The sequence below is a fragment of the Streptomyces hoynatensis genome (assembly GCF_003626535.1).
In the GTDB taxonomy this organism is placed as follows: domain Bacteria; phylum Actinomycetota; class Actinomycetes; order Streptomycetales; family Streptomycetaceae; genus Streptomyces; species Streptomyces hoynatensis.
In genome coordinates this window covers 679,503-702,070 of sequence record NZ_RBAL01000001.1, presented here as the reverse complement: position 1 = coordinate 702,070, position 22,568 = coordinate 679,503, and the positions used below count along the sequence as shown (strand labels likewise).

22 protein-coding genes and 1 tRNA gene are annotated in these 22,568 nt (G+C 75.7%); 13 read left to right on the top strand and 10 right to left on the bottom strand.

Features of this window, described 5'->3' with window-relative positions:
• Positions 1 to 43 precede the first annotated feature (43 nt).
• On the top strand, positions 44 to 307 hold the full coding sequence (locus tag D7294_RS03065; RefSeq protein WP_120675062.1) for a hypothetical protein: 264 nt from the start codon (positions 44 to 46) through the stop codon (positions 305 to 307).
• 12 nt (positions 308 to 319) lie between these two features.
• On the opposite strand, the gene D7294_RS03060 is transcribed toward D7294_RS03065, so the two are convergent.
• Positions 320 to 709 carry a VOC family protein gene (locus D7294_RS03060; RefSeq protein WP_120675060.1) on the bottom strand — a complete coding sequence of 130 codons (390 nt, stop codon included), beginning with the start codon at positions 707 to 709 and terminating at the stop codon, positions 320 to 322.
• Between the two features lie 66 nt (positions 710 to 775).
• On the opposite strand from D7294_RS03060, the gene D7294_RS03055 reads away from it, so the two are divergent.
• On the top strand, positions 776 to 1,216 hold the full coding sequence (locus D7294_RS03055) for a MarR family winged helix-turn-helix transcriptional regulator (RefSeq protein WP_120675058.1): 441 nt from the start codon (positions 776 to 778) through the stop codon (positions 1,214 to 1,216).
• Positions 1,217 to 1,361: 145 nt separating this feature from the next.
• On the opposite strand, the gene D7294_RS03050 is transcribed toward D7294_RS03055, so the two are convergent.
• Positions 1,362 to 5,321, bottom strand: a complete 3,960-nt coding sequence (locus D7294_RS03050) for an ABC transporter ATP-binding protein (RefSeq protein ID WP_241562047.1) — start codon at positions 5,319 to 5,321, stop codon at positions 1,362 to 1,364.
• An 852-nt stretch (positions 5,322 to 6,173) separates the two neighbouring features.
• On the opposite strand from D7294_RS03050, the gene erm reads away from it, so the two are divergent.
• Positions 6,174 to 6,947 carry a 23S ribosomal RNA methyltransferase Erm gene (gene erm / locus D7294_RS03045; protein WP_120675057.1) on the top strand — a complete coding sequence of 258 codons (774 nt, stop codon included), beginning with the start codon at positions 6,174 to 6,176 and terminating at the stop codon, positions 6,945 to 6,947.
• Between the two features lie 127 nt (positions 6,948 to 7,074).
• On the opposite strand, the gene D7294_RS03040 is transcribed toward erm, so the two are convergent.
• Positions 7,075 to 8,007, bottom strand: a complete 933-nt coding sequence (locus D7294_RS03040; protein ID WP_120675055.1) for a zinc-binding dehydrogenase — start codon at positions 8,005 to 8,007, stop codon at positions 7,075 to 7,077.
• A gap of 118 nt (positions 8,008 to 8,125) precedes the next feature.
• Here D7294_RS03040 and D7294_RS03035 point away from each other — a divergent pair, with 118 nt between their 5' ends.
• Complete coding sequence (locus D7294_RS03035; protein WP_120675053.1) at positions 8,126 to 8,833, top strand: TetR/AcrR family transcriptional regulator; 708 nt, start codon at positions 8,126 to 8,128, stop codon at positions 8,831 to 8,833.
• A 233-nt stretch (positions 8,834 to 9,066) separates the two neighbouring features.
• Here D7294_RS03035 and D7294_RS03030 read toward each other — a convergent pair whose 3' ends face one another.
• Positions 9,067 to 9,345, bottom strand: coding sequence for a helix-turn-helix domain-containing protein (locus D7294_RS03030; RefSeq protein ID WP_120675051.1), 279 nt, complete (start codon positions 9,343 to 9,345; stop codon positions 9,067 to 9,069).
• Between the two features lie 63 nt (positions 9,346 to 9,408).
• Between D7294_RS03030 and map the strand changes: the two genes are divergently transcribed.
• From map to D7294_RS03015, 3 genes are all read left to right on the top strand, one after another.
• Complete coding sequence (gene map, locus D7294_RS03025; RefSeq protein ID WP_120675049.1) at positions 9,409 to 10,176, top strand: type I methionyl aminopeptidase; 768 nt, start codon at positions 9,409 to 9,411, stop codon at positions 10,174 to 10,176.
• An 88-nt stretch (positions 10,177 to 10,264) separates the two neighbouring features.
• Positions 10,265 to 10,666, top strand: coding sequence for a phage holin family protein (locus D7294_RS03020; RefSeq protein ID WP_120675048.1), 402 nt, complete (start codon positions 10,265 to 10,267; stop codon positions 10,664 to 10,666).
• On the top strand, positions 10,642 to 10,818 hold the full coding sequence (locus D7294_RS03015; RefSeq protein WP_120675046.1) for a DUF3618 domain-containing protein: 177 nt from the start codon (positions 10,642 to 10,644) through the stop codon (positions 10,816 to 10,818). Before D7294_RS03020 ends, D7294_RS03015 begins: the two co-directional genes overlap by 25 nt.
• Before the next feature lie 116 nt (positions 10,819 to 10,934).
• Here D7294_RS03015 and D7294_RS03010 read toward each other — a convergent pair whose 3' ends face one another.
• Positions 10,935 to 12,656: a SpoIIE family protein phosphatase gene (locus D7294_RS03010; RefSeq protein ID WP_120675044.1), complete on the bottom strand. Its 1,722-nt coding sequence runs from the start codon at positions 12,654 to 12,656 to the stop codon at positions 10,935 to 10,937.
• A 413-nt stretch (positions 12,657 to 13,069) separates the two neighbouring features.
• On the opposite strand from D7294_RS03010, the gene D7294_RS03005 reads away from it, so the two are divergent.
• The 4 genes from D7294_RS03005 (at position 13,070) to D7294_RS02990 (ending at position 16,545) form a co-directional block, all read left to right on the top strand.
• Positions 13,070 to 13,429: a YciI family protein gene (locus D7294_RS03005; RefSeq protein ID WP_120675042.1), complete on the top strand. Its 360-nt coding sequence runs from the start codon at positions 13,070 to 13,072 to the stop codon at positions 13,427 to 13,429.
• Between the two features lie 7 nt (positions 13,430 to 13,436).
• Positions 13,437 to 14,768: an RNA polymerase sigma factor gene (locus tag D7294_RS03000; RefSeq protein WP_120675040.1), complete on the top strand. Its 1,332-nt coding sequence runs from the start codon at positions 13,437 to 13,439 to the stop codon at positions 14,766 to 14,768.
• Between the two features lie 80 nt (positions 14,769 to 14,848).
• Complete coding sequence (locus D7294_RS02995) at positions 14,849 to 15,643, top strand: phosphatase (protein WP_120675038.1); 795 nt, start codon at positions 14,849 to 14,851, stop codon at positions 15,641 to 15,643.
• A complete protein-coding gene (locus D7294_RS02990; protein WP_120675036.1) occupies positions 15,640 to 16,545 on the top strand; it encodes a GNAT family N-acetyltransferase in 906 nt (301 codons plus the stop codon). The genes D7294_RS02995 and D7294_RS02990 overlap by 4 nt, the downstream gene beginning before the upstream one ends.
• Positions 16,546 to 16,584: 39 nt before the next feature.
• Here D7294_RS02990 and D7294_RS02985 read toward each other — a convergent pair whose 3' ends face one another.
• The 3 genes from D7294_RS02985 to D7294_RS02975 form a co-directional block, all read right to left on the bottom strand.
• Positions 16,585 to 17,478 carry an acyl-CoA thioesterase gene (locus D7294_RS02985; RefSeq protein WP_120675034.1) on the bottom strand — a complete coding sequence of 298 codons (894 nt, stop codon included), beginning with the start codon at positions 17,476 to 17,478 and terminating at the stop codon, positions 16,585 to 16,587.
• A gap of 79 nt (positions 17,479 to 17,557) precedes the next feature.
• A tRNA-Met gene (locus D7294_RS02980) sits at positions 17,558 to 17,631 on the bottom strand.
• Positions 17,632 to 17,741: 110 nt separating this feature from the next.
• On the bottom strand, positions 17,742 to 18,209 hold the full coding sequence (locus D7294_RS02975; RefSeq protein WP_120675032.1) for a Fur family transcriptional regulator: 468 nt from the start codon (positions 18,207 to 18,209) through the stop codon (positions 17,742 to 17,744).
• Positions 18,210 to 18,395: 186 nt separating this feature from the next.
• Here D7294_RS02975 and D7294_RS02970 point away from each other — a divergent pair, with 186 nt between their 5' ends.
• On the top strand, positions 18,396 to 19,859 hold the full coding sequence (locus D7294_RS02970) for a catalase (RefSeq protein ID WP_120675030.1): 1,464 nt from the start codon (positions 18,396 to 18,398) through the stop codon (positions 19,857 to 19,859).
• Between the two features lie 156 nt (positions 19,860 to 20,015).
• Here the strand turns inward: D7294_RS02970 and hisN are convergent, their stop codons facing one another.
• Complete coding sequence (gene hisN / locus D7294_RS02965) at positions 20,016 to 20,807, bottom strand: histidinol-phosphatase (RefSeq protein WP_120675028.1); 792 nt, start codon at positions 20,805 to 20,807, stop codon at positions 20,016 to 20,018.
• Positions 20,808 to 20,995: 188 nt separating this feature from the next.
• Between hisN and D7294_RS02960 the strand changes: the two genes are divergently transcribed.
• The gene (locus tag D7294_RS02960) at positions 20,996 to 21,484 is read left to right on the top strand and encodes a TetR/AcrR family transcriptional regulator (protein WP_120675026.1); all 489 of its coding nucleotides are present in this window, start codon (positions 20,996 to 20,998) and stop codon (positions 21,482 to 21,484) included.
• Here D7294_RS02960 and rsgA read toward each other — a convergent pair.
• Complete coding sequence (gene rsgA, locus D7294_RS02955) at positions 21,481 to 22,560, bottom strand: ribosome small subunit-dependent GTPase A (RefSeq protein WP_120675024.1); 1,080 nt, start codon at positions 22,558 to 22,560, stop codon at positions 21,481 to 21,483. The two genes, D7294_RS02960 and rsgA, sit on opposite strands and share 4 nt — an antisense overlap.
• Between the last annotated feature and the right edge of the window lie 8 nt (positions 22,561 to 22,568).

Below are 22,568 nucleotides of genomic sequence, written 5' to 3'. Positions count from 1 at the left end.
TTCCGCCCCCGGGAGCGGCGGCGGGCCGCAGGGGCCGCGGGGAATGCGGCTGCCCCGGCCGGGCGCGCGGGCCTGCGCTGCCCGCACGGGCAGACCCGAGGGCTTCGCGTACGCGCGGCAGGCGGACGGCACGGTGCGGATCTCCCGGCACGGGCGGGTGGTCACCGTGCTGCGCGGGGCGCGGGCGGCGGCGTTCCTCGCCCAGGCCGGGGCCGGGGACTCCCTGCGGGCGATGGCCCGCCGGACCGGCGACCACCAGCGGGGCAACGAGCGGACCGCGCGCAACCACCCGCGCAACTCCCGTTGACGCGGCGGGCGTTCAGTACGCCTGGAGCTCCCACAGCGTGCCTTCCGGGGCGCGGACGTGGGCGGTGCGCATCGTCGGCCCCCACGCGGGCCTGGCGGTGGGCCCGGCGACCGGGGCCGCGCCGTGCGCCGTGCACAGGGCGAACGCGGCGTCCACGTCCTCGACGCGGCTGACCAGCATCGTGCCGGGAGCGGCCGCCTGGGCCCCGGCCAGCTCCGGCGGCGCCGCCGCCCGGTCGAACAGCGCCAGCACGCCCTCGCCGCCCACGTCCCAGCTCGCGTAGGGGCCGGCCGCGTCGCCCCGGGCGCGGGCGGCTCCGAGCAGGGCGGGCAGCACGGCGTCGTAGAAGCGGAAGGTCTCGGGGAAGCGGTCGACCAGCAAACGCGGGTGCAGGGCGTCCACGGCAGCTCCTCGGTGCGGGAATCAGTAGGTGTGCCCCAACCTTTGGGGTGCACCTATGATAGCCCCATGCCGGAATCCCCGCCCAGCCTCACCGCGCTGACCACCTACCTCCTCTCCAGGACGGGCAAGGCCGCCCGCGGGCGCCTCGGGGAGCGGCTGGCGCCGCGCGGGATGCTGCTGTGGCACATGGCCGTCCTGGCCGCGCTCGCCGACTTCGGCCCCCACCCCCAGCGCCGGCTGGCCGAGCGGCTCGCCATCCACGTCAGCGACATGGCCCGGATCGTCGAGGAACTCGGCGGCGCGGGATGGGTGGATCGGGAACGCGACCCGGCCGACCGGCGGCGCGTCGTCGTCAGCCTCACCGCCGCGGGCCGGGAACTGCTCGGCGAGCTGACGGACGAGGCACGGGCCGTGCAGGAGGAGGTGCTGGCGCCCCTGTCCCCGCGGGAACGCGACACGCTGCACGCCCTGCTGCTGCGCGTCCACGACGGCCTCTGGCCCCGCTGAGCGCACCCCCGGCCGGGCGCACCCCTGCTGAGCGCACCCCTGCTGAGCGCACCCCCGCTGAACGCGCCACGGTCCGGCGCGCGCGGGAGCAGCGCGCCCGCGCACGCCACCGCGCCCCCACGCCCGCGCGCCCCCGGCCGCCGCCTCAGCCGAGCGTGGCCGGTTCCGGCTCGGTGCCGCCCGCGTAGCTGCGCCACAGCGCGGCGTACCTGCCGTTCGCCGCCAGCAGGTCGGCGTGACTGCCGTCCTCGACGACCCGGCCGTGGTCCAGCACGATCACCCGGTCCGCGCGGGCCGCCGTGGTCAGCCGGTGGGCGACGACCAGCGTGGTGCGGTTCCCGGCGAGCCGCTCCGTGGCCTCGGTGACCAGGGCCTCGGTGGCCAGGTCGAGGGCCGCCGTCGCCTCGTCGAGCAGCAGGATGTCCGGCCGCACCAGCTCCGCCCTGGCCAGCGCGATCAGCTGGCGCTGGCCGGCCGAGAGGTTCCGGCCGCGCTCGGCGAGGGGGTACAGGTAGCCGCCGGGCAGCGTCGCGATCATGGCGTGCGCGCCGACCGCGCGGGCCGCCGCCTCCACCTCGGCGTCGGTGGCCTCCGGGCGCCCGTAGGCGATCGCGTCCCTGACCGTCCCCGCGAACAGGTACGGCTCCTGCGGCACCACGCCGAGCCGGTGCCGGTAGCCCGTGAGGTCGAGCTCCCGCAGGTCGCGGCCGTCCACGCGCACCGCCCCCGAGGTCGGGTCGTAGAACCGCGCGACCAGCTTCACCAGCGTCGTCTTGCCCGCCCCGGTCTCGCCGACGAACGCCACCCTCTGGCCGGCCGGAATGCTCAGGTCCACGCCGTCGAGCGCGGGGCGCTCCGCGCCGCGGTAGGCGAAGCGGACCCCGTCGAAGGTGAGGGCGCCGCGCAGCGAGGTCACCTCGGCCGGGTGCGGGGCCGCGGGAGTGCTGGTCTCCTCCCGCAGCAGCTCCTGGATGCGCCGCAGCGAGACCACGGCCTGCTGGTAGCCGTCGAACACCTGGGAAAGCTGCTGCACGGGCGCGAAGAACAGCTCGATGTACAGCAGGTACGCCACCAGGGCGCCCGCGGTGAGGGTGCCGTCGCCCACCCGCGAGGAGCCCACGACGAGCACCCCGGCGGTGGCCAGCGTGGCCAGCAGCTGGACGAAGGGGAAGTAGACCGAGATCAGCCACTGCCCGCGGGCCCGCGCCTGCCGGTAGCCGTCCGAGCGGGCGGTGAACCGCGCGAAGCCGTCCTCCTCGCGCCGGAACGCCTGCACCATCCGCAGCCCGGCCACCGTCTCCTGCAGGTCGGCGTTGACCCCGCTGACCCGCTCCCTGGCCAGCTCGTAGGCGCGGGAGCTGTGCCGCCGGAACACGACGGTCCCGGCCACCAGCGGCACCAGCGTGACGAGCACGACCAGGGCGAGCTGGGGGTCGATGGCCAGCAGCACGCCCATGATGCCGAAGAAGGTCATCAGGGCCACCAGCGCCTGGGTGAGCCCCGTCTGGAGGAAGGAGGTCAGCGCGTCCACGTCGGTGGTCATCCGCGTCATCACGCGCCCGGCCAGCTCCCGCTCGTAGTAGTCGAGGCCGAGCCGCTGGAGCTGGGCGAAGATCTTCACCCGGAGCGTGTACAGGGCCCGTTCCCCCGTGCGGCCCACCAGGCGCAGCCCGCCGAACTGCGCCACCCACTGCGCCAGCACCACCACGAACGCCACCGCGGAGGCCACCCACACGGCGTGCAGGTCCTCGCGCTGCACGCCGTCGTCGATGCCGCTCCTGATGAGGATCGGCACCACGAGCGAGGCCAGGGCGTCGGCGACGACGAGCAGCAGGGCCAGGGCGAACGGCCGCCCGAGGCCCTGGAGCAGGCGGCGCAGTCCGAAGCCGCCCGGCTCCGCGCCGGCCGCGCGCTCCTCGTCCACGTCCGGGGCGTCGGTGGCCGGGGGCAGCGCGGCCACCTGCGCCAGCAGCTGCGGGTTCGCCGCGAGGCCGCCCATGCGCCCCGGGCCGCCGCCCACGGGCCCCGCGGCGGTGGCCGGGGCGAGCGGCGCTCCCTCCCTGCCGTCCCTGCCGTCCCTGCCCTCCTGGCCGGGTTCCCCGACCCACAGCTCGGGGGTGATCCCGCCGCCGGGGCCCTGCCCAGGCGCGGCCCCCGGCGCCCCGGGGCCGCCCGGCCCCGCGGGGGCGGCCACGGCGGTGCGCGCGCCCGCCCGCGCGGGCAGCGCCTCCGGGCCGGTCAGCGGCTCCGAGCCTGGCAGCGGCTCCGAGCCGCCGGGGAGGGACCCGGGCCCGCCGGGCAGCGCCTCCGGCCCGGCGAGCAGCCCCACCGGGTCGCGCCCGGCCCCGGCGAGTTCGGCGGGGTCGGCGAGCAGCCGCCGGTACAGCCCGCAGCGCGCCACCAGTTCCTCGTGGGTGCCGGTGTCGACGAGCCGGCCGGCCTCCAGCACCGCGATCCGGTCGGCGAGCTGGAGGGTGGACTGCCGGTGCGCGATCAGCAGCGTGGTCCGGCCGGCCATGACCGCGCGCAGCGCGTCGTGGATCTCGTGCTCGACCCGGGCGTCGACGGCGGAGGTGGCGTCGTCGAGGATCAGCAGCCGCGGGTCGGTCAGGATCGCCCGGGCCAGCGCGATCCGCTGCCGCTGCCCGCCGGAGAGGGTCAGGCCCTGCTCGCCGATGACGGTGTCGTAGCCCTGGGGCAGCGCCGCGATGAAGTCCTCGGCCTGCGCGGCCCTGGCCGCCGCCCGCATCTGCTCCTCGGTCGCCTCCGGATGCCCGTAGGCGAGGTTGGCTCGGACCGTGTCGGAGAACAGGAACCCGTCCTCGGGGACGAGCCCGATCGCGGCCCGCAGCGAGTCGTAGGTGAGTTCCCTCAGGTCGTGGCCGCCGAGGCGGACGGTGCCGCCGTCGGGGTCGTAGAAGCGCGGCAGCAGCAGCGAGACGGTCGACTTGCCGCTGCCGGAGGGGCCCACCACGGCGAGCGTCTCGCCCGGCTCGATCCGCAGCGAGAGCTCCCGCAGCACCGGCTCGCCGCCCGGCCGGTAGCGGAAGGAGACCCGGTCGAACTCCACCGTGGCCGGGGCGCCGGGCGGCAGCTCGCGGGCGCCGGGGGCCTCGGTGATCTCCGGCCGGGTGTCGATGAGTTCCAGCACCCGCTCCACCCCGGCCCTGGCCTGCTGACCCATGGTGAGGATGACGGTGAACATCCGTACGGGGCCGACCAGTTGGGCGAGGTAGGTGGAGAACGCGACGAAGGTGCCGAGCGTGATCTGCCCGCGGGTGGCCATCCAGCCGCCGAGGGCGAGCATCGCCACCTGGCCGAGGGCGGGCACCGCCTGGAGGGCGGGGGTGTAGCGGGCGTTCAGCCGCACGCTGCGCAGCCGGGCCGCGAACAGCCGGCCGGAGGCGGCGCGCAGCTTGCCCATCTCCTGCTCCTCCTGCCCGAAGCCCTTGACGACCCGGACCCCGCCGACGGCGCCGTCCACGACCCCGGCGATGTCCGCGGCGCGCTGCTGGGCGTACCAGGTGGCCGGGAACAGCCGGGTGCGGGTGCGGGCGGTGATCAGCCACAGGGCGGGCACCACGGCGAGCGCGATCAGCGTGAGCAGCGGGGAGAGCGTGCACATGATCACCAGGGAGACGGCGAACAGCATCACGTTGCCGACCGTCACCGGCATCATGAACAGCAGGCCCTGGATGAGCTGGAGGTCGCTGGTGGCCCTGCCGACGACCTGCCCGGTGCTCAGCCGGTCCTGGCGGCGGCCGTCGAGCCGGGTGAGCGAGCGGTACATCTCGGTGCGCAGGTCGTGCTGCACGTCGATGCCGAGCCTGCCGCCGTAGTAGCGGCGCAGGAAGGTGAGCCCGTAGATGACGAGGGCCCCGGCGACCAGCAGCACGATCCTGGGGGTGAGCGAGCCGTGCCCGCCGACCACCACGTCGTCGATCACCGACTTCGTGATCAGCGGCATCAGGGCCGTCATCGCCATGCCGGCCAGCGAGGCGCCCACCGCCAGCAGGACGTTGCGGCGGTACCGCAGGCAGTACCCCGTGAGCCGCCTCACCCAGCCGCCGTCGGGCGCCGAAAGGCCCCCCTCTTCCCGTGCCACCGCCACAAGCAGCTCCCTCCGTCGCCCGGTGCGCGCCCGCCGCCCGGGGGCGCCGCCTGCGTCACTCTCCCAGGACCGCAACGCGCCCGCCTGGGGATTTCATCCCACGTTCATCCCTCCGCATCATCGTCGGCCAGGCGACGGCCGCGCACTCCGGCGCGAGCGACGGCCGCGCCCCGCGCACGCCCCACCCGGTCCCCGCCAGACGAGACGCCGCCGCTGCCGCGCATCCGGGCCCTGCACGGCAACCCGTCCGCCTGCGACGCCACCTACGTCGCCCTCGCCGAGCCCCTCGGCGTCCCCTGGGTCACCACGGACGCCGGAATCAAGCGGGGCGTCCGGAAGCCGCGGTGCGCGATCGAGGCCATCGGCGCCGGGCAGCCCCGACGCCGTCGCACGCCCCGTCGTGTCCCCCGGTGGTTGGGGGGACGGGCCGTGAGGAAACTCCGTTGCCGCGGCCACAGGCCGCGCGTAGGGTCCCCGCCATGGGAACGCTTTGCCGCGACGGTCGGCGCGCAGTCGCCGGGTTCGCCGGGTGCGGCCTCACGCACGCGTATCGTCCTCGCGCCTGCCGCCCGGCCCTGGTCCACGAGGATCTGCCCGGCGTCTGAGCTCCCGCGGCTCCCGTTGCCAGGGCCGTCCGTGTCCACCGACCCGGACAGGCCGTCGGCACTCGCTTTCCCGCTCTCCCGCGCGCCCTCCCGGTGACGTCCCGGCCTTCCGGTGACGCCGGTTCGGGGCCGCGGCACCTCACGGCTCCCGGGATCGCGGCCCTGCGCCGCGATCCGCCGTCGTGCGCGCGCGTTCCGCCGTCGTCGGCCTGTCCTCCCCCCGAGGACTCCGAGGACATCCATGGCATCCCGCCGCAAGACCCTGTCACAGAACTTCCTGTACCACCCCGGCGTGCTGCGCTCGATCGCCGCCTGCGCCGCGCTGCGGCCCGGCGATCTCGTCGTCGAACCAGGCGCGGGCGAGGGCGCCCTCACCCGCGTGCTGGCCGGCCGGGCGCGCGAGGTGGTCGCGCACGAGCTCGACCCGGCGCTCGCCGCGCGCCTGCCCCGGCGCGTGCGCGGCCTGCCGAACGTCCGGGTGGTGCGCGGCGACTTCCTGCGCTCCACGCCGCCGCGCCTGCCCTTCGTCGTGGTGGGGAACATCCCGTACGCGCGCACGACGGACATCGTGCGCTGGTGCCTGCGGGCGCCCCGGCTGCGCTCGGCCACGCTCGTCACCCAGCTGGAGTACGCCAGGCGCCGCACCGGCGGCTTCGGCCGCTGGCCCCTGATCACGGTGCTGAGCTGGCCGGAGCACGAGTGGCTGCTCGGGCCGCGGATCGACCGGGCGCACTTCACGCCCGTGCCCCGCACGCACTCGGCGGTGCTGCGGCTGGTCCGCAGGCCGGTGCCGCTGCTGCCGCCCGCGGAGCTGCCGGACTACCGGGCGCTGGTCACGGCCGGCTTCACCGGCCCTGGCGGCTCGGTGCGGGCGGCGCTCGCCCGCGGGCGCCGCGCCCGCCGGGTGAGCGCGGCGCTTGAGGCGGCGGGGGTGCCACGCGAGGCCACCGCGGGGCTGGTCACCCCCGCCCAGTGGCTGGCGCTGCACCGCAGGCTCGCCGCCACCCGGCCCTGAGCCGCCGGAACGCGCCCCGCCGGCCGGGCCCCCGCCGAGGGGCGCCCGGCGGGGCGCGCCCGCGGCGCCACCCGCCGGTTCACGCGCCGGGCGCGGGGCGACGCGGGGGGCCGGGCGGCGCGCCGGCTCAGCCGAGGTCGAGGACCGCCTTGCCCGGCACCCGGCTCTCCCGCAGGGCCGCCACCGCCTCCCGGGTCCTGGTCCACTCGCCGCGCCAGCCGATCTCGGGCTCCAGATCGCCGCGCGCGACCAGCCCGGCCAGCCAGGCCAGGTCGGCGCCCAGGCCGTCGGCGTCCTCCAGCAGGTAGTACGAGGCGATGGTCCGGTTGGTGCCGAGGTACCCGCTGAAGTCGCCCTGGGCGAAGGACTCCGGCTGCTGCGCGGTGCTGCCCAGGGCGACCAGGGTGCCGTCGCGGCGCAGCAGCCGGTAGGCGGCGACCAGGTGGTCGCCGCCCACCATGTCGAGCACGCCGTGCACCGGGGCCTCGATCCCGGCCACCCCCTCGACGCCGATGACCACCTCGTCCGCGCCCAGCGCGCGCAGCCGCTCGGCGTTCGCCGGGTTCCTGGTGCTCGCGATGACGTACGCGCCGCCGCGGGCCGCCAGTTGCAGGGTGAAGCGGCCGACGCCGCTGGTGGCGCCGGTCACCAGGACCCGGCGGCCGAGGATCGGCCCGAGGCGGCGCAGGCCGCGCAGGGCCGACCCGGCGGCGACCGGCAGGGTGCTGATCGCGCCCAGGTCCGCCCCGGCCGGCACCGGCGCGAGCAACGCGGTGTCCACGGCGCGCAGTTCGGCCCAGGCGCCGTCGGGGGCCAGCGAGACCACCGGCGTGCCCGCGGCCGGGCCGGAGCCGTCGGCCGCGGCCTCGACCACCACCCCGGCCGCGTCCCAGCCCGGCACCCACCCCGGCTCGCCCTCCGGCAGCCTGCGCACCTCGCCGAAGTTGAGCGAGAACGCGGCCACCCGCACCAGGGCCTGCCCGGGCCCGGGCTCGGGGTCGGGCACCTCGGCCAGGGACAGCTCCTCGGGGGCCTCGTGGTCGATCGTCCAGGCGCGCATCGTTGACTCCGATCGTGACGTTCCTCGTGAACACCCCGAGTATATGCCGGTCACCGGCATTTGCTGGCAACCCGCGTAAGTCAGCCAGCGGCACCTTCGGCGGAGTAGACTCCGGCGCGTGAGTGAGACCGGGCTGCCCCTGCGCGAGCGCAAGAAGCTCCGCACCCGCCGCACGCTGGTGGACGAGGCGCTGCGGCTCTTCACCAGCAGGGGGTTCGCCCAGACGACGCTCGACGACCTCGTGGGGGCGGTCGAGGTCTCGCAGCGGACCTTCTTCCGCTACTTCTCCTCCAAGGAGGACGTCGCGCTGGCGCCGGAGAAGGAGCTGTGGTCGGTCTACACGGCCGAACTCGCCCGCCGGACGCCGGGGCCCTCGCCGCTGGCGGAGTTCGAGGAGACGATGTTCGCCGCGCTCGCGGCCATGTCGGAGGGCTGGGAGGCCCGCTTCCTCGCCGCCCGCGAACTGTGCGACCGCACCCCGGGGCTGGCCGCGCACAGCCTGCGGCACTGCGCCGAGGTGACCGAGCGCCTGCTCGACCTGGCCGAACGGCCCCGCCCCCACGGGACGGAGGGAGCCGGGGCACCGGCGGGCGAAGGGGAGGGCGCGCACCCCCACGCGCGGCTGCGGCTGCGGCTGCTGATCGACCTCACCCTGTCCGCCTGGCACTGGGCCCTCACCCGCTGGTCGGCCACCCCGGAGCGGGCCGACCGGGAGACCCTGGCCGCCCTGCTGCGCGAGGCGTTCGACGAGATCCCGGCCGCCGCCGCCCTCGCCCTGGCCACCCCGGCGCCCCCGGTTCCCCCGGCCGACCGGCCGGCGGACTGACCGGCGCCGGGGCCGTCCCGGCGGACCGGCCCGGCCGCCGGGGGCCCGCGGCGCTCCCGGCGCGGCGCCCGGCCCACGGCAGCGCGGCGCACCGGCACGAGGGCGCAGCCGGGCGCGGGCGCACGGACCGGCGCGGGCGGCGGTGACGCGCGGGCGCGCGCCCGGGCCCGTGCCAACGCCGCACCCCGGCGCGTTCACCCGCGCCCGTCCGGCGCCCGTCCGGCGCCCGCACCTCAGGCCGCGGCGCCCGCCGCGCCCGCCGGTTCCTCCGCCGGCGCGCAGGCGCCGGCCACCTCGTCGAGGGAGAGTCCGAGCGCGGCGGCCAGCGCGACGACGGTGAAGAAGGCGGGCGTCGGGGCCCGCCCCGTCTCGATCTTCCGCAGGGTCTCGGCGGAGATCCCGGCCGCCGCCGCCACCTCGGCCATGCTGCGCCCGCCCCTGGCCGTCCTGAGCAGGACGCCGAGGCGGCGGCCGCGTTCGCGTTCCGCGGGGGTGAGAGGAGTGCGCACCATGGACGTGATACTAATACCGGTATAAGAATTGGGGCCGAGGCGAGGGAAACCGGAGGAGCGGTCATGGTCGAGATCAAGACGAACGGCGAGCTGGACGCCATGCGCGAGGCGGGCCGGGTGGTGGCCCGGGCGCTCGGCGCGGTGCGGGAGGCCGCCGGGCCGGGCGTCACCCTGCTCGCGCTCGACGAGGTGGCCAGGGAGGTCATCCACGGGAGCGGGGCCAAGCCCGCGTTCCTCGACTACCTGCCCTCCTGGGCCCCCGTGCCCTACCCGGGCGTCGTCTGCACCTCCGTGAACGACGCCATCGTGCACGGCATCCCCGACGGCTACCGGCTGCGCGACGGCGACCTGCTCAGCGTGGACTGCGGCGCGATCCTGGACGGCTGGACGGGCGACGCGGCGATCAGCTTCACCATCGGCCGCCCCGAGCCCGCGGACCGGCGGCTGCTCGACACCACCCGCCAGGCCCTGGAGGCCGGCATCGCCGCCGCGGTCCCCGGCGCCAGGACCGGAGACATCGCGCACGCCGTGGGCCGGGTCGGCCGGTCCGCCGGCTACGGCATCCCGCACGGCTTCGGCGGGCACGGCATCGGCCGCCGGATGCACGAGGACCCCGAGGTGCCCAACGAGGGCCGCCCCGGGCGGGGCTTTCCGCTGCGTCACGGCCTCGTGCTGGCCATCGAGCCGATGCTGCTCGCCGGCGGCGCCGACCCCTGGTACACCGCGCCCGACGGCTGGACCCTGCGCACCTGCGACGGCAGCAGGGCCGCCCACTTCGAGCACACGGTGGCGATCACCGACGAGGGGCCCCGGGTGCTGACCCTGCCCTGAGCGGCGGGCGCGCCGTTTCGGGCCGGGAGGGGTGGTTACTCGGCACCGGGGTGCGGCGGATGCGGCACCCGTTTCGTGGAGGTGTGAGATGTCGCGCTACTCGCCACCGGCGGAAGGGGACTCCGTGGTCCAGGTCCTGGCCGACCTGACGTCCGACGTGGAGACGCTGTTCCGCCAGGAGACGGAGCTGGCGAAGACCGAGATGCGCGAGGAGGCCACCAGGGCGGGCAAGGCCGCCGGCATGTTCGGCGGCGCCGGGTTCGCCGGCTACCTGGTGGTGATCTTCCTGTCGCTGGCCGGCATGTTCGCCCTGGACCTGGTGCTGCCCCTGGTGTTCGCCGCGCTGATCGTCGCGGGCGCCTGGGCGCTCATCGGCCTGGTCCTGGCGGCCGTGGGCCGTCAGGAGATGCGCGCGGTCTCGCCGACACCGAACCAGACCGTGGAGACCCTGAAGGAGGACGCGAAGTGGGCACGTCATCCGACCAGTTGAGAGCGGACATCGAGGCCACCAGGGCACAGCTGACCCATGACCTGGGCCGCCTCGCCGACCGCGTACAGCCCGCGCAGGTGATGCGCCGCCGCAAGCAGCGGCTGCGCATCGCCGCGGCGAAGATGCGGCAGCGCGTCAGCCGCCGCGGCTGACCACAGGACGGACCCGGCGCGCGGGCGAGCCCCGCGCGCCGGGCCGTCGGCTGCCGTCCGCCCCCGGCCGCCACCCCCCGCACGGCCGGGACCGGCCGGCGGCCTTGACCGGCCGCTCACCGGCCTCCCGGGGAGCCGTCCCGCGCCTGTGCCCGGATCGGGACCCGGAGCGCGAGCAGGGCGATGTCGTCGGCCCTGCCCGGCTGGATGCGGGCCAGGATCTGGTCGAGGAAGTCCCCCAGCGCGTGCCTGGCCAGCGCCGCGGCGTGCCGCCGCAGCCGCTCCAGCCCCGTGGCCAGGTCGGAGCCCGGCGCCTCGACCAGCCCGTCCGTGTAGAGCAGCAGCGTCGACCCGGCCGGCAGCTCCGCGGTCTCGGTGCGCCGCGCGAACGGCTCGTGCCCGATCCGGGTGCCGAGCAGCAGCACCGGCCCCTCCTCCAGGAAGTGCGCCTCCCCCTCCGGCGTGACGAGCAGCGGCGGCGGGTGCCCCGCGTTGGCCCAGCCGATCCGCCACCTGCCCTCGTCCGCCGCCTCGACCCTGACCAGGACCAGCGTGGCCATCGGCACGTCCGTGATCGCCGACATCGCCTCGTCCAGGCGGTCCACGACCACGCCGGGCGGCCCGGCGCGGTCCCAGGCCAGCACCCGCAGCATGTTCCGCAGCTGGGCCATGCCGGCCGCCGCCGCCAGGTCGTGCCCGACCACGTCGCCGATCACGAGGGCAGGGCAGCCGTCGGGCAGCCGGAACGCGTCGTACCAGTCGCCGCCCACCTGGGAGCCGGGCGGCGCGGGCTGGTAGCGGGCGGCGAGCACCAGCGGGGAGACGTCGGGCAGCGTGGGCAGCAGGTTGCGCTGCATGGTGGCGGCGATGTCCCGCTGCTGCTCGAACAGCCGGGCGTTGTCGATGGCGAGGCCGGCCCGGCGGCCGATGTCCGTGATCAGCGGCAGGTCGGCCGGGGTGTAGGGCCGCTCCCGCGCCGTCCTGGCGACGGTGAGCGCGCCCACCACCTGCCGGGCGGTGCCCAGGGGCGCCACGATGGCCGAGGTGGCGCCGAGCGCCTCGAAGAAGGCGGCCTGCACCGCGGCCAGCGGGCTGTCCGGCGCCTCGGCGATCTCCTCCGGGCCGAGCAGCGCGGCCTGCGCGCCGCGCAGCACCCGCACCAGGGCCGAGCCGGAGGACTCGGGAATCGCCGGGAGCGTGCCGCGCCACCCCTCCTTGCCGACGTACCGCCCGGCCGGGCCGACCACCGCCACCCGCCGGGTCTCCCCCTCCCCGGTGATCAGGTCGACCGCCGCCCACTCGGCGAGCCGCGGCACGACCAGCCGCCCCAGCCGGTTGAGCGCCTCCTCGGCCTCCAGCGTCTCGCTGAGCACGGCCGTGATCTCGCCGAGCAGCGTCAGCCGCGCGGTCAGGTCGGACAGGTCGGCGAGTTCGGCCGCCTGCCGGTCCTCGGCCGCCCTGCGCTCGGTGACGTCCGTGAAGAGGGTCACCATGCCCAGCGGCCGGCCGCTCTCCACCACGGGGGCCGCGTGCCAGTTCACCGGGAGCACCTCGCCATCGCCGCGCAGGAAGCCGTCCCGTTCCGCCGAGGCCGTCTCCTGCCGCTCGTACACCCGCCGCGCCGAGCACTGCCCGCGGGGGATCTTCGCGCCGTTCAGCCGCCGGTGCAGCAGGTCGTGCAGGTCGGCGTCCCGCATGGCGGCCGCGCGGCGGCGCAGCAGGCGCTCGGCATACGGGTTGACGGCGCTGATCCGGCCGCTCGGGTCGGTCAGGATCAGCCCGGCGTCCAGATTGTCGAACGCCGCCCGCAGCACCTGGGGCTCCGGGTACTCGGACATCGCTCCCGCCTCTTCCCTGGCCCGCCTCGCCTTCCGGGACCCTCACCGCCGATCGTCCCATTCCGGCCGCCGGGCCGCCCGGCGTGCCGCCCCCCGGCGGAATCACCCCACCGGCCCCCCGCGCGCCCGCACCCCCGCCCCGCCTTCCCGTTCCCCGCCGCCTCCGGCCCCGCCCGCCCCTGCCCGCCCCTGCTCGCCCCGCACCGCTCACACCCGGCCTCGCCGGACATTTCCGAACCCACTTGCCCATTCCCGGCCATATCCGAACATCCACCCCCGTCCCCCGGGTCTTTCCCGTCTCGTGCGCCCCCTGCGGTCCATCCGGGGCCCTCCCGTGCGTCGTGTGGGTGACAGACACCGGCGACCGGCCGGGCCCGGACCGCCGGGACCGCCCGACACCCTACGGAGAAACGATGAAGTATCTGCTGCTGATCTGCTTCGACGAGTCCATCGAGGTCGCCCCGGGCGAGGGATCGCCCGACGCCTGGATCGAGGCGACCCGTGGGGTGCGCCTCGACGGCTCCCGGCTGCGCCCGCCGGCCGACGCCACCACCGTCCGCGTCCGCAGGAAGCCGGGGGACCCGGCTGCCGAGGAGGTCCTGGTCTCCGACGGGCCCTTCGCCGAGACGAAGGAACTGATCGTCGGCTACGACGTGATCGAGTGTGAGAACCTCGACGAGGCGCTGAACGCGGCCGCCCTCCACCCCGTCGCCCGCTTCGGCGCGGTGGAGGTGCGCCCCTTCTGGACGGGCGAAGACGCCGAGGGGAAGTGAGGCCGGGATGAGCGCGGAGGCGGCCGTCGCGGCGGCGTTCCGGGAGGAGTGGGGCCGGGTCGTCGCCACGCTCATCCGGCTGACCGGGGACTGGGACCTGGCCGAGGAGTGCGCGCAGGACGCGTTCACCCGGGCGCTGGAGCGCTGGCCGCGGGACGGCGTGCCCCGGCGCCCGGGGGCCTGGCTCACCACCACGGCGCGCAACCGGGCGCTCGACCGCCTGCGCCGGGCCGCCACCGAGGAGGGCAGGCTGCGGCGGCTGGCCGCCCTGGCCCCCGCCGCCGAGGCGGACCTCGCCGGCCGCCGCGGTCCAGGGGAGGAGGCGCGGGACGCCGCAGGCGAGGCGGCGTTCGACCGCCTCGGGGCCGGGGAGCCAGGCGAGACGGGCGACGAACCCGACCGGCTGCGGCTGTTCTTCACCTGCTGCCACCCGGCCCTGTCCACCGAGGCCAGGGTCGCGCTCACCCTGCGGACGCTGGCCGGGCTGACCACCGCGGAGATCGCCAGGGCCTTCCTGGTCCCCGAGGGCACGATGGCCAAGCGCCTGGTCCGCGCCAAGCACAAGATCCGCAACGCCGGCATCCCCTTCCGGGTGCCGCCGCCCGAGTTCCTGCCGCAGCGCGCCGGGGCGGTCCTCGCGGTGCTCTACCTGCTGTTCAACGAGGGCTACTCGGCGCCGGCCGAGCGGCACGACCTGTGCGGGCAGGCCATCCGGCTCACCCGCACCCTGGCCAGGCTGCTCGGCCCGCGGCCCCCGGAGCAGGGCCACGCCGAGGCCACCGGCCTGCTCGCCCTGATGCTGCTCCAGCATGCGCGGCGCGCGGCCCGCGTCGACGCCGCGGGCCGGCTCGTCCCGCTCGACGAGCAGGACAGGACCCGCTGGGACGCCGAGGCCATCCGCGAGGGCACCGAACGGCTGAACGCCGCGCTGCGGCTCGGCAGGCCGGGGCCGTACCAGATCCAGGCCGCCATCGCCGCCTGCCACGCCGAGGCGGCCCGGGCCGCGGACACCGACTGGGCCCAGATCGCCGCCCTGTACGCCCGGCTGCACCGGGTGGCTCCCTCCCCCGTGGTGGAGCTGAACCACGCCGTCGCGGTCGCCATGCGCGACGGCCCCGCCGCCGGCCTCGCGCTGCTCGCCGGCCTGCAGCGCGGGGGCGCGCTGGCCGGCTACCACCTGCTGCCCGCCACCCGCGCCGACCTGCTGCGCCGCCTCGGCCGCACCGAGGCGGCCGCCGCGGCCTACCGGGAGGCCATCCCGCTCGCCCCCACCGCCCGGGAGCGGGCCTACCTGACCGCCCGCCTGGAGTCGCTGACCGGCCGCGGCCCCGGGAACTGAGCGCACGCCCCGGCCCTCCCGGAGATCACAGCTCGGCGACGCACGCCCCCGAGCGCCGCGGCCGGGGCGATACTGGCCGTATGCCGACCACCGCCGCCCCGCCCCGTTCGGAGCTCGTCGAACATCTGATACGGACCCGGATCGCGGGCGAGGTCGCCACCCCCCGGGAGAACAACCTCGCGCACTACCGGGAGCTGGCCAACGGCAACCGCTACTTCTGGCTTGGCCTCGAACTCGGCGACCGCTGGACCGACGAGCAGGACGTCCTGGCCGTCATGGCGGAGCGCTGCGGGGTCGACGAGGACCCGGAGCACCGCCAGGGCCAGGACACCATCGACCCCGAGCTGACGATCGACGCGCTCGACCGGGCCGCGACGCTGCTGCGGAAGGCGGTCACCGGCAGGCGGCGGGTGCTGGTCGCCACCGGCCACCCCGGCGGCCTGCTCGACGTCCACGCCGAGACCGCCGCGGCGCTCAAGGCCGCGGGCTGCGAGCTGGTGCGGGTGCCGCTCGGCCTCACCGCGGACGAGGGCGTGGTCTCCCAGTTCGCCGGGGTCGCCATGTACGAACGCGGCGCCTCGCTGTGGCACACCCACTCCCCGCGCCCGATGGCCGAGATCCTCGACGCGCTCGCCCAGGAGGGCGAGGAGCCCCCCGGCCTCGTGGTGGCCGACCACGGCTGGGCCGGGTGCGCGGCGCAGTACGGCATCGACACCATCGGCTACGCGGACTGCAACGACCCGGCCCTGTTCCTCGGCGAGGCCGAGGGCACCCTCGCGGTCTGCGTCCCCCTCGACGACCACGTCGCCGACCCGCGCTACTACGAGCCGATGACCGCCTACCTGCTCGACGCGGCCGGCCTGAGCGGTTCATGAGGGGCAGGCTCCGGGAGGCCAGAGACGAGGCCAGGGGCCTGCGCGCGCTGGACCGGCTGCTTCCCCGGCAGCGGGCCCTGCCCGAGCCCGCCCCGGGCGACGTGCTGCTCACCGTGCCCGGCGCCCAGGGCGTCTACCGGCGGCGCCGGCCCGACCCCGAGTCCTTCGAGGCCAGCTGGAACGCGGCCGACCAGCACCTGCTGCACGCCCGGCTGGCGCCGCCCGCCCCGGGAAGGGAGCGGGCCGCCGCGCTGGACGCGCTGCTCACCGCCTGGGAGGGGCGCATCGCGCCCTGGCCGCCCGGCGCGGACGCCGAGGCGGTGCTCACCTGGCCGAGCCGCGACACGGAGCTGACCCCGGTGCTGCTCGGGCACGGGCTGGTTCCCAAGCAGATCGCCGCGGTCCGCGAGGCCGGGCGCCCCGGGCCCGCGGAGCGCCGCCGCCCGGCCGCCGCCGTGCGGCCCCTGGACGAGGCCGACGCCGACCGGGCCGCCTCGCTGTGGCTCGAAGAGCTGCGCTGGGAGGCGAGGTTCGGGGCCTGCGTGCCGCGGGCCTCGGCCGAGCGGCACGTCCGCGAACGCCTCGCCGCCGCCCTGGCCTGGGTCGCCGAGGCGGACGGCGAGGTCGTCGGGCTGCTCGCGGTGGCCGAGCCGGCCGGCGCGGACTGGGCGGCCGGCCTCACCTCGGCCAGGCGCGCGGGCTATCTGACGCTGATGATGGTCGCCGAGGAGCTGCGCGGCCGGGGGATCGGCACCGCGCTGGCGCGCACCGCGCACGCCGCCCTCGACGAGGCGGGCTGCGCGGTGACGCTGCTGCACTACGCGGCGCTCAACCCGTTCTCGGCGCCCTTCTGGCACCGCCACGGCTACCGGCCCCTGTGGACGACCTGGGCCCGCCGCTGACCACCCCGGCGTGGGGGCGGCCCGCGCCGGGGCCCCGGCTCAGCCCTGTTCGGTGCGCGGCACCCGCATCAGGCCCTCCTGGATGACGGAGACCGCAAGCCGCCCGTCCCGGGTGAAGATCCGGCCGCGGGCCAGGCCGCGGCCGCCCTGGGAGGTCGGCGAGTCGGTGTCGTAGAGGAGCCACTCGTCGGCGCGGAAGGGGCGGTGGAACCACATCGCGTGGTCCAGGCTGGCGCCCACGATGTCGCCGGTCATCCAGCCGCCGCGGCCGTGCGCCAGCAGCACCGAGTCGAGCAGGTTCATGTCGGAGACGTAGGTGCCGAGGCAGAGGTGGACGACGGGGTTGTCGTACCGGCCCGCCAGCTTGCCGTTGACGCGGAACCACACCTGCGAGCGGGGCTCCCTCGGCTTGCCCGCGGTGGCGAACGGCGGGTCGGCGACGTAGCGCAGGTCGATCGCCCGCCGCGCGTCGAGCAGCAGCTGCACCACGCCCGGGTCCCAGAACAGGTGGGAGTACCGCGGCAGCAGCTCCTCGGCCGGGAGCAGGGTCTCCGGGTCGGGGGCCGGGGGCATCGGCTCCTGGTGGTCGAGCCCTTCCTCGGCGTGCTGGAAGGAGGCGGACAGGTGGAAGATGGCCTGCCCGTGCTGGACGGCCACGACGCGCCGGGTGGTGAAGGACCGGCCGTCGCGGATGCGGTCGACGGTGTAGACGATGGGCGCGCCGGGGTCGCCGACGCGCAGGAAGTAGGAGTGCAGGGAGTGCGGCAGCCGCTCCTCGGGCACCGTGCGGCACGCCGCGACCAGCGCCTGGGCGGCGACCTGACCGCCGAAGACCCGGGGAACGACGGAGGCGTGGCTGTTGCCCCGGAAGATGTCCTCCTCGATCCGCTCCAGATCGAGCAGGTCCAGCAGGAACTGGAGAGTTGCGTCCATGCGTCCGATTCTCCCCTGCCGGAAGGCGCGTACAGCAACGAGGGCCCGGGTCCTTGAAGGACCCGGGCCCTCGCCCTCGTAGCGGGGACAGGATTTGAACCTGCGACCTCTGGGTTATGAGCCCAGCGAGCTACCGAGCTGCTCCACCCCGCGGCGTTGTCACCACTCTAGACCGCCCGCCACGCGGCCGCAAATCGACTGCGCGGCCTTCTCCGGGGAAACGCCCGGGGAACCCCCGGGGGCGCCGGGCCGCCGGCCGCGGCTCACGCGGTTCGCCGCGCCTGGCCGCTCCCGGTCCCCCCGCCCGCCACGGCCTCGGCCGCGGCGCAGTCGGGGCAGCGGCCGTAGTAGGTCACGACGGCGTTGGAGACGGTGAACCCGAAGCGCTCCCCCTCGGGCAGCGCCCGGATGGGGTCCTCGGTGATCTGGACGTCGCGCATCGTGCCGCAGCCGGAGCAGACCAGGTGCTGGTGCGGGTGGTGGGCGTTGGGGTCGTAGCGCTTGGCCCGGCCGTCGGTGGTCACCTCGGTGATCTCGCCGAGCGCGACCAGCTCGCCCAGCGTGTTGTACACGGAGGCGCGGGAGATCTCCGGGAGCCGCTCGACGGCGCGCGCGTGCACCTCGTCGGCGGTGAAGTGAATGTGCTCACCGTCCAGCACCTCGGCGATGACCCGCCGCTGAGCGGTGAGTCGCCAGCCGCGGTCCCTGAGCCGCTGAAGGAGGTCATCCATGCGTTCCACCCTAGCCGTAGCCCTCCTGCGTCTCGTTCTCGTCCCGGAACCAGTACGCAACAAGGAGCCGTCTTGACTTAGACTTCGTCCAATATAGTATCTGTTCAGATGGCGGCCAAGGGTCTGCGCCGCACCATCGTGAACGTCTTTGTATGGTCTTGCACTGCTGAAGGGCGTGACAGCTACATGAGCGACCAGAACCCCACGGGACCCCTCACGACCGAGTCCGGAGCCCCGGTCGCCGACAATCAGAACAGCCAGTCCGCCGGCGCCGGCGGACCGGTCCTCATCCAGGACCAGCTCCTGATCGAGAAGCTGGCGCACTTCAACCGCGAGCGCATCCCGGAGCGCATCGTGCACGCGCGCGGCGCGGCGGCCTACGGCACCTTCCGGGTCACCGCCGACGTGACCCCCTACACGAGGGCGAAGTTCCTCTCCGAGATCGGCAAGGAGACCGAGGTCTTCCTCCGCTTCTCGACCGTGGCGGGGAACCTGGGCTCCGCGGACGCCGTCCGGGACCCGCGCGGCTTTGCGCTCAAGTTCTACACCGAAGAAGGCAATTACGACCTGGTCGGCAATAACACTCCGGTCTTCTTCATCAAGGACGCCATCAAGTTCCCCGACTTCATCCACACCCAGAAGCGCGACCCGTACACCGGCTCCCAGGAGGCGGACAACGTCTGGGACTTCTGGGGTCTTTCGCCCGAGTCCACCCACCAGGTGACCTGGCTGTTCGGCGACCGCGGCATCCCCGCCACCTACCGCCACATGAACGGCTACGGCTCCCACACCTTCCAGTGGACCAACGAGGCCGGCGAGGCGTTCTGGGTCAAGTACCACTTCAAGACCGACCAGGGCATCAAGAACCTCACCGCGGCCGAGGCCGCCGAGCTGGCGGGCAAGGACCCCGACAGCCACCAGCGCGACCTGCGCGAGGCCATCGAGCGCGGCGAGTACCCCTCCTGGACGGTGCAGGTCCAGATCATGCCCGTGGCGGAGGCGGCCACCTACCGCTTCAACCCCTTCGACCTGACGAAGGTCTGGCCGCACGCGGACTACCCGCCGATCGAGATCGGCAAGCTGGAGCTGAACCGCAACCCGGAGAACATCTTCGCCGAGGTCGAGCAGTCGATCTTCTCCCCGCACCACTTCGTGCCCGGCATCGGCCCCTCGCCGGACAAGATGCTCCAGGGCCGGCTGTTCGCCTACGGCGACGCGCACCGCTACCGGGTGGGCATCAACGCCGACCACCTGCCGGTCAACCGCCCGCACGCCACCGAGGCCCGCACCTACGGCCGCGACGGCTACGCCTACGACGGCCGGCACGGCCGCGCGAAGAACTACGAGCCGAACAGCTTCGGCGGCCCGGCGCAGACCAACCGCCCGCTGTGGGAGCCGATCGCCGTCACCGGCTACACCGGCGACCACGAGGCGCCGAGCCACGCCGAGGACAACGACTTCGTGCAGGCAGGAAACCTGTACCGGCTGCTGTCCGACGAGGAGCGCGACCGCCTGATCGACAACCTGGCGGGCTCCCTCGCCCAGGTCTCCCGGGAGGACATCGTCGACCGCGCCATCGAGAACTTCCGCAAGGCGGACGAAGACTACGGCAAGCGGCTCCAGGCCGCGGTCCAGGCCCTCCGCGGCTGACCTCCCGAGTCAGCGAATCGCTTGCCGTACCCACCGGGGCGGCCGAATGCCATGCGCTTGGCGTCCGGCCGCCCCGGCCTCGTGCACGCCCCGGGCGCGTGCGTCCCACGTTCGCGCCCCGGCGCCCACGCGGTCCCCGCCGCCCGGGGCGGGGCGCTAGCCGAGGTAGCTCAGGAGTTCCGTGTGGAGCAGGCCGTTGGAGGCGGCCGCGTCCCCGCCGTGCGGCCCGGCCACGCCGTCGAGGCTGGTGAACGTGCCGCCCGCCTCCTGCACCACCACCGCGGGGGCCGCCATGTCCCACAGCGAGAGCTCGGGCTCCGCGCACATGTCCACCGCCCCCTCGGCCACCATCATGTACGACCAGAAGTCGCCGTAGGCCCGCGTCCGCCAGCAGCTCCTGGTCAGGTCGAGGAAGGCGTTCAGCCGCCCGCGCTGCTCCCAGCCGCTGAGCGAGGAGTAGGAGAACGAGGCGTCCGCGAGGCGCGAGACCCGTGAGACCTGCAGCCGGGTCGCCGAGGACAGGCTGCGCCCCGTGTAGGCCCCGCCGCCCTGCTGCGCCCACCACCGCCGGTTCAGCGCGGGGGCCGACACCACGCCGACCACCGGCCGCAGCTCCTCCCCCACCCGCTCGACGAGCGCGATCAGCGTGGCCCACACCGGCACGCCCCGCACGTAGTTCTTGGTGCCGTCGATCGGGTCGATCACCCAGCGCCGCGGCCCCTGCCCCTCGCTGCCGAACTCCTCGCCCAGCACCGCGTCCCGTGGCCGCGCCCGGCCGAGCGCGGTCCTGATCAGCTCCTCGGCGGCGCGGTCCGCGTCGCTGACCGGCGTCATGTCCGGCTTCGTGTCGACCTTCAGATCCAGCGCCTTGAACCGCTCCATCGTCGCCGCGTCCGCCGCGTCGGCGAGCACGTGGGCCAGGCGCAGATCATCGTGGTAATCGGGCATGCCTCACAGTATCCGGCCCCGCCCCGCCGCTCGCGGTCACGGCTCCGCGGCGTCTTGACACCCCCGCGACCCGCGCCGATTCTGTGCGGCAGCCGAGCGGCGCCCCGGCAGGTCACCCCACCCCCAACCGGTCGGCGCCGGCCTGCACCGACCAGCCGAAGAGGGCTGCCCGAGGCGAGGAGGCAACGATGCCCACCGCGCGCGATTCCCTGCTGGACGCCGCCTTACGTGCCGTGGAACGGCGCCCGTGGCAGCTGGTCAGGATGGTCGAGGTGGCCGCCGACGCGGGGGTGTCGCGCCAGACCCTCTACAACGAGTTCGGGGACAAGGCGGGGCTCGGGGCCGCCCTCGCCACCCGCCAGCTCACCGCCTTCCTCGACGGCTTCGCCGCCCGCCTGCGCGAGGGCGGCACCCTGGAGGCGGCCTGCGACTGGCTGGGTGCCGCGGCCCGGGAGGACCCCCTGGTCCACGCGGCCCTGACCGGCTGCCACTGCCGCGGCCTCCCCCCGGCCACCCGGCAGCCCGGCGAACTGGTCGCCGAGCTCCGCGACCGCGCCCGGCGCGCCCTGACCGGGCGCACCGCCGCCGAGTGCGAGACGGCCGTCCGCCTCGCCCTCTCCCTCCTGGTCGCCCCGCCCCCGGCGGAACCCGCCCTCGGCTCCCGGTCGCCGGTCTAGTCGCCCTCGCGCCGTTCGCGCGTGGCCAGCAGGCGGCGCAGGGAGTGCAGGCGGGCCGGCTCCGCGTGGCCCGCGGCGACCCAGGCGTCCAGCGCGCAGTCCGGCTCGTCGTGGCTGCAGGCCCGCGGGCAGTCGGCGGTGCCCGGCTCCAGGTCGGGGAAGGCGTGGATCACCCGGGAGGGGTCGACGTGGTGCAGCCCGAAGGACCGCACGCCCGGCGTGTCGATCACCCAGCCGGGCACCCCGGGCAGCGGCAGCGCGAGCGCCGAGACCGTCGTGTGCCTGCCGCGGCCGGTCACCGCGTTGACGTCCCCCGTGGCCCGCTGCCGCTCCGGCACCAGCGCGTTGACCAGCGTCGTCTTGCCCACCCCGCTGTGCCCGACGAAGGCCGTGACGCGCCCGGTCAGCAGCTCGCGCACCCGCTCCACCGCGGCCAGGACCTCCGGGTCCTCCTCCCCTGGGCCGCCGGTTCCCGGGCCGCCCTCCTCGTCGGGGGCCGGGCCCGCCCCGGGGGCGAACCGACCGGCGCTGGTGACCACGTGCCGGATGCCGAGCGGCGCGTAGGTGTCGAGCAGCGGCCCGGCCGGCGCCAGGTCCGCCTTGGTGAGGATGAGCAGCGGGTCGAGACCCGCGTCGTAGGCGGCGACCAGGCAGCGGTCGATCAGCCTGGGCCGCGGCTCCGGGTCGGCGAGCGCGGTCACGATGGCCAGCTGGTCGGCGTTGGCCACCACCACCCGCTCCATCGGGTCGTCGTCGTCCGCGGTCCGCCGCAGCGCCGAACTGCGCTCCTCCACGCGGACGATCCGCGCCAGCGTGTCCTTGCGGCCCGACAGGTCGCCCACCACCGCCACCCGGTCGCCGACCACCACGCTCTTGCGCCCCAGCTCCCTCGCCTTCATCGCGGTGACCGTGCGGTCCTCCACCAGGCACGTGATGCGGCCGCGGTCCACGGTCAGCACGAAGCCCGCGGCCGCGTCCTCGTGCTTGGGGCGGCGGTGCGTGCGCGGCCTGCTGCCCCGGCGGTTCGGCCGGACCCGGACGTCGTCCTCGTCGCTGTTCTTGCCGTACCGGCGCATCGCGGGCC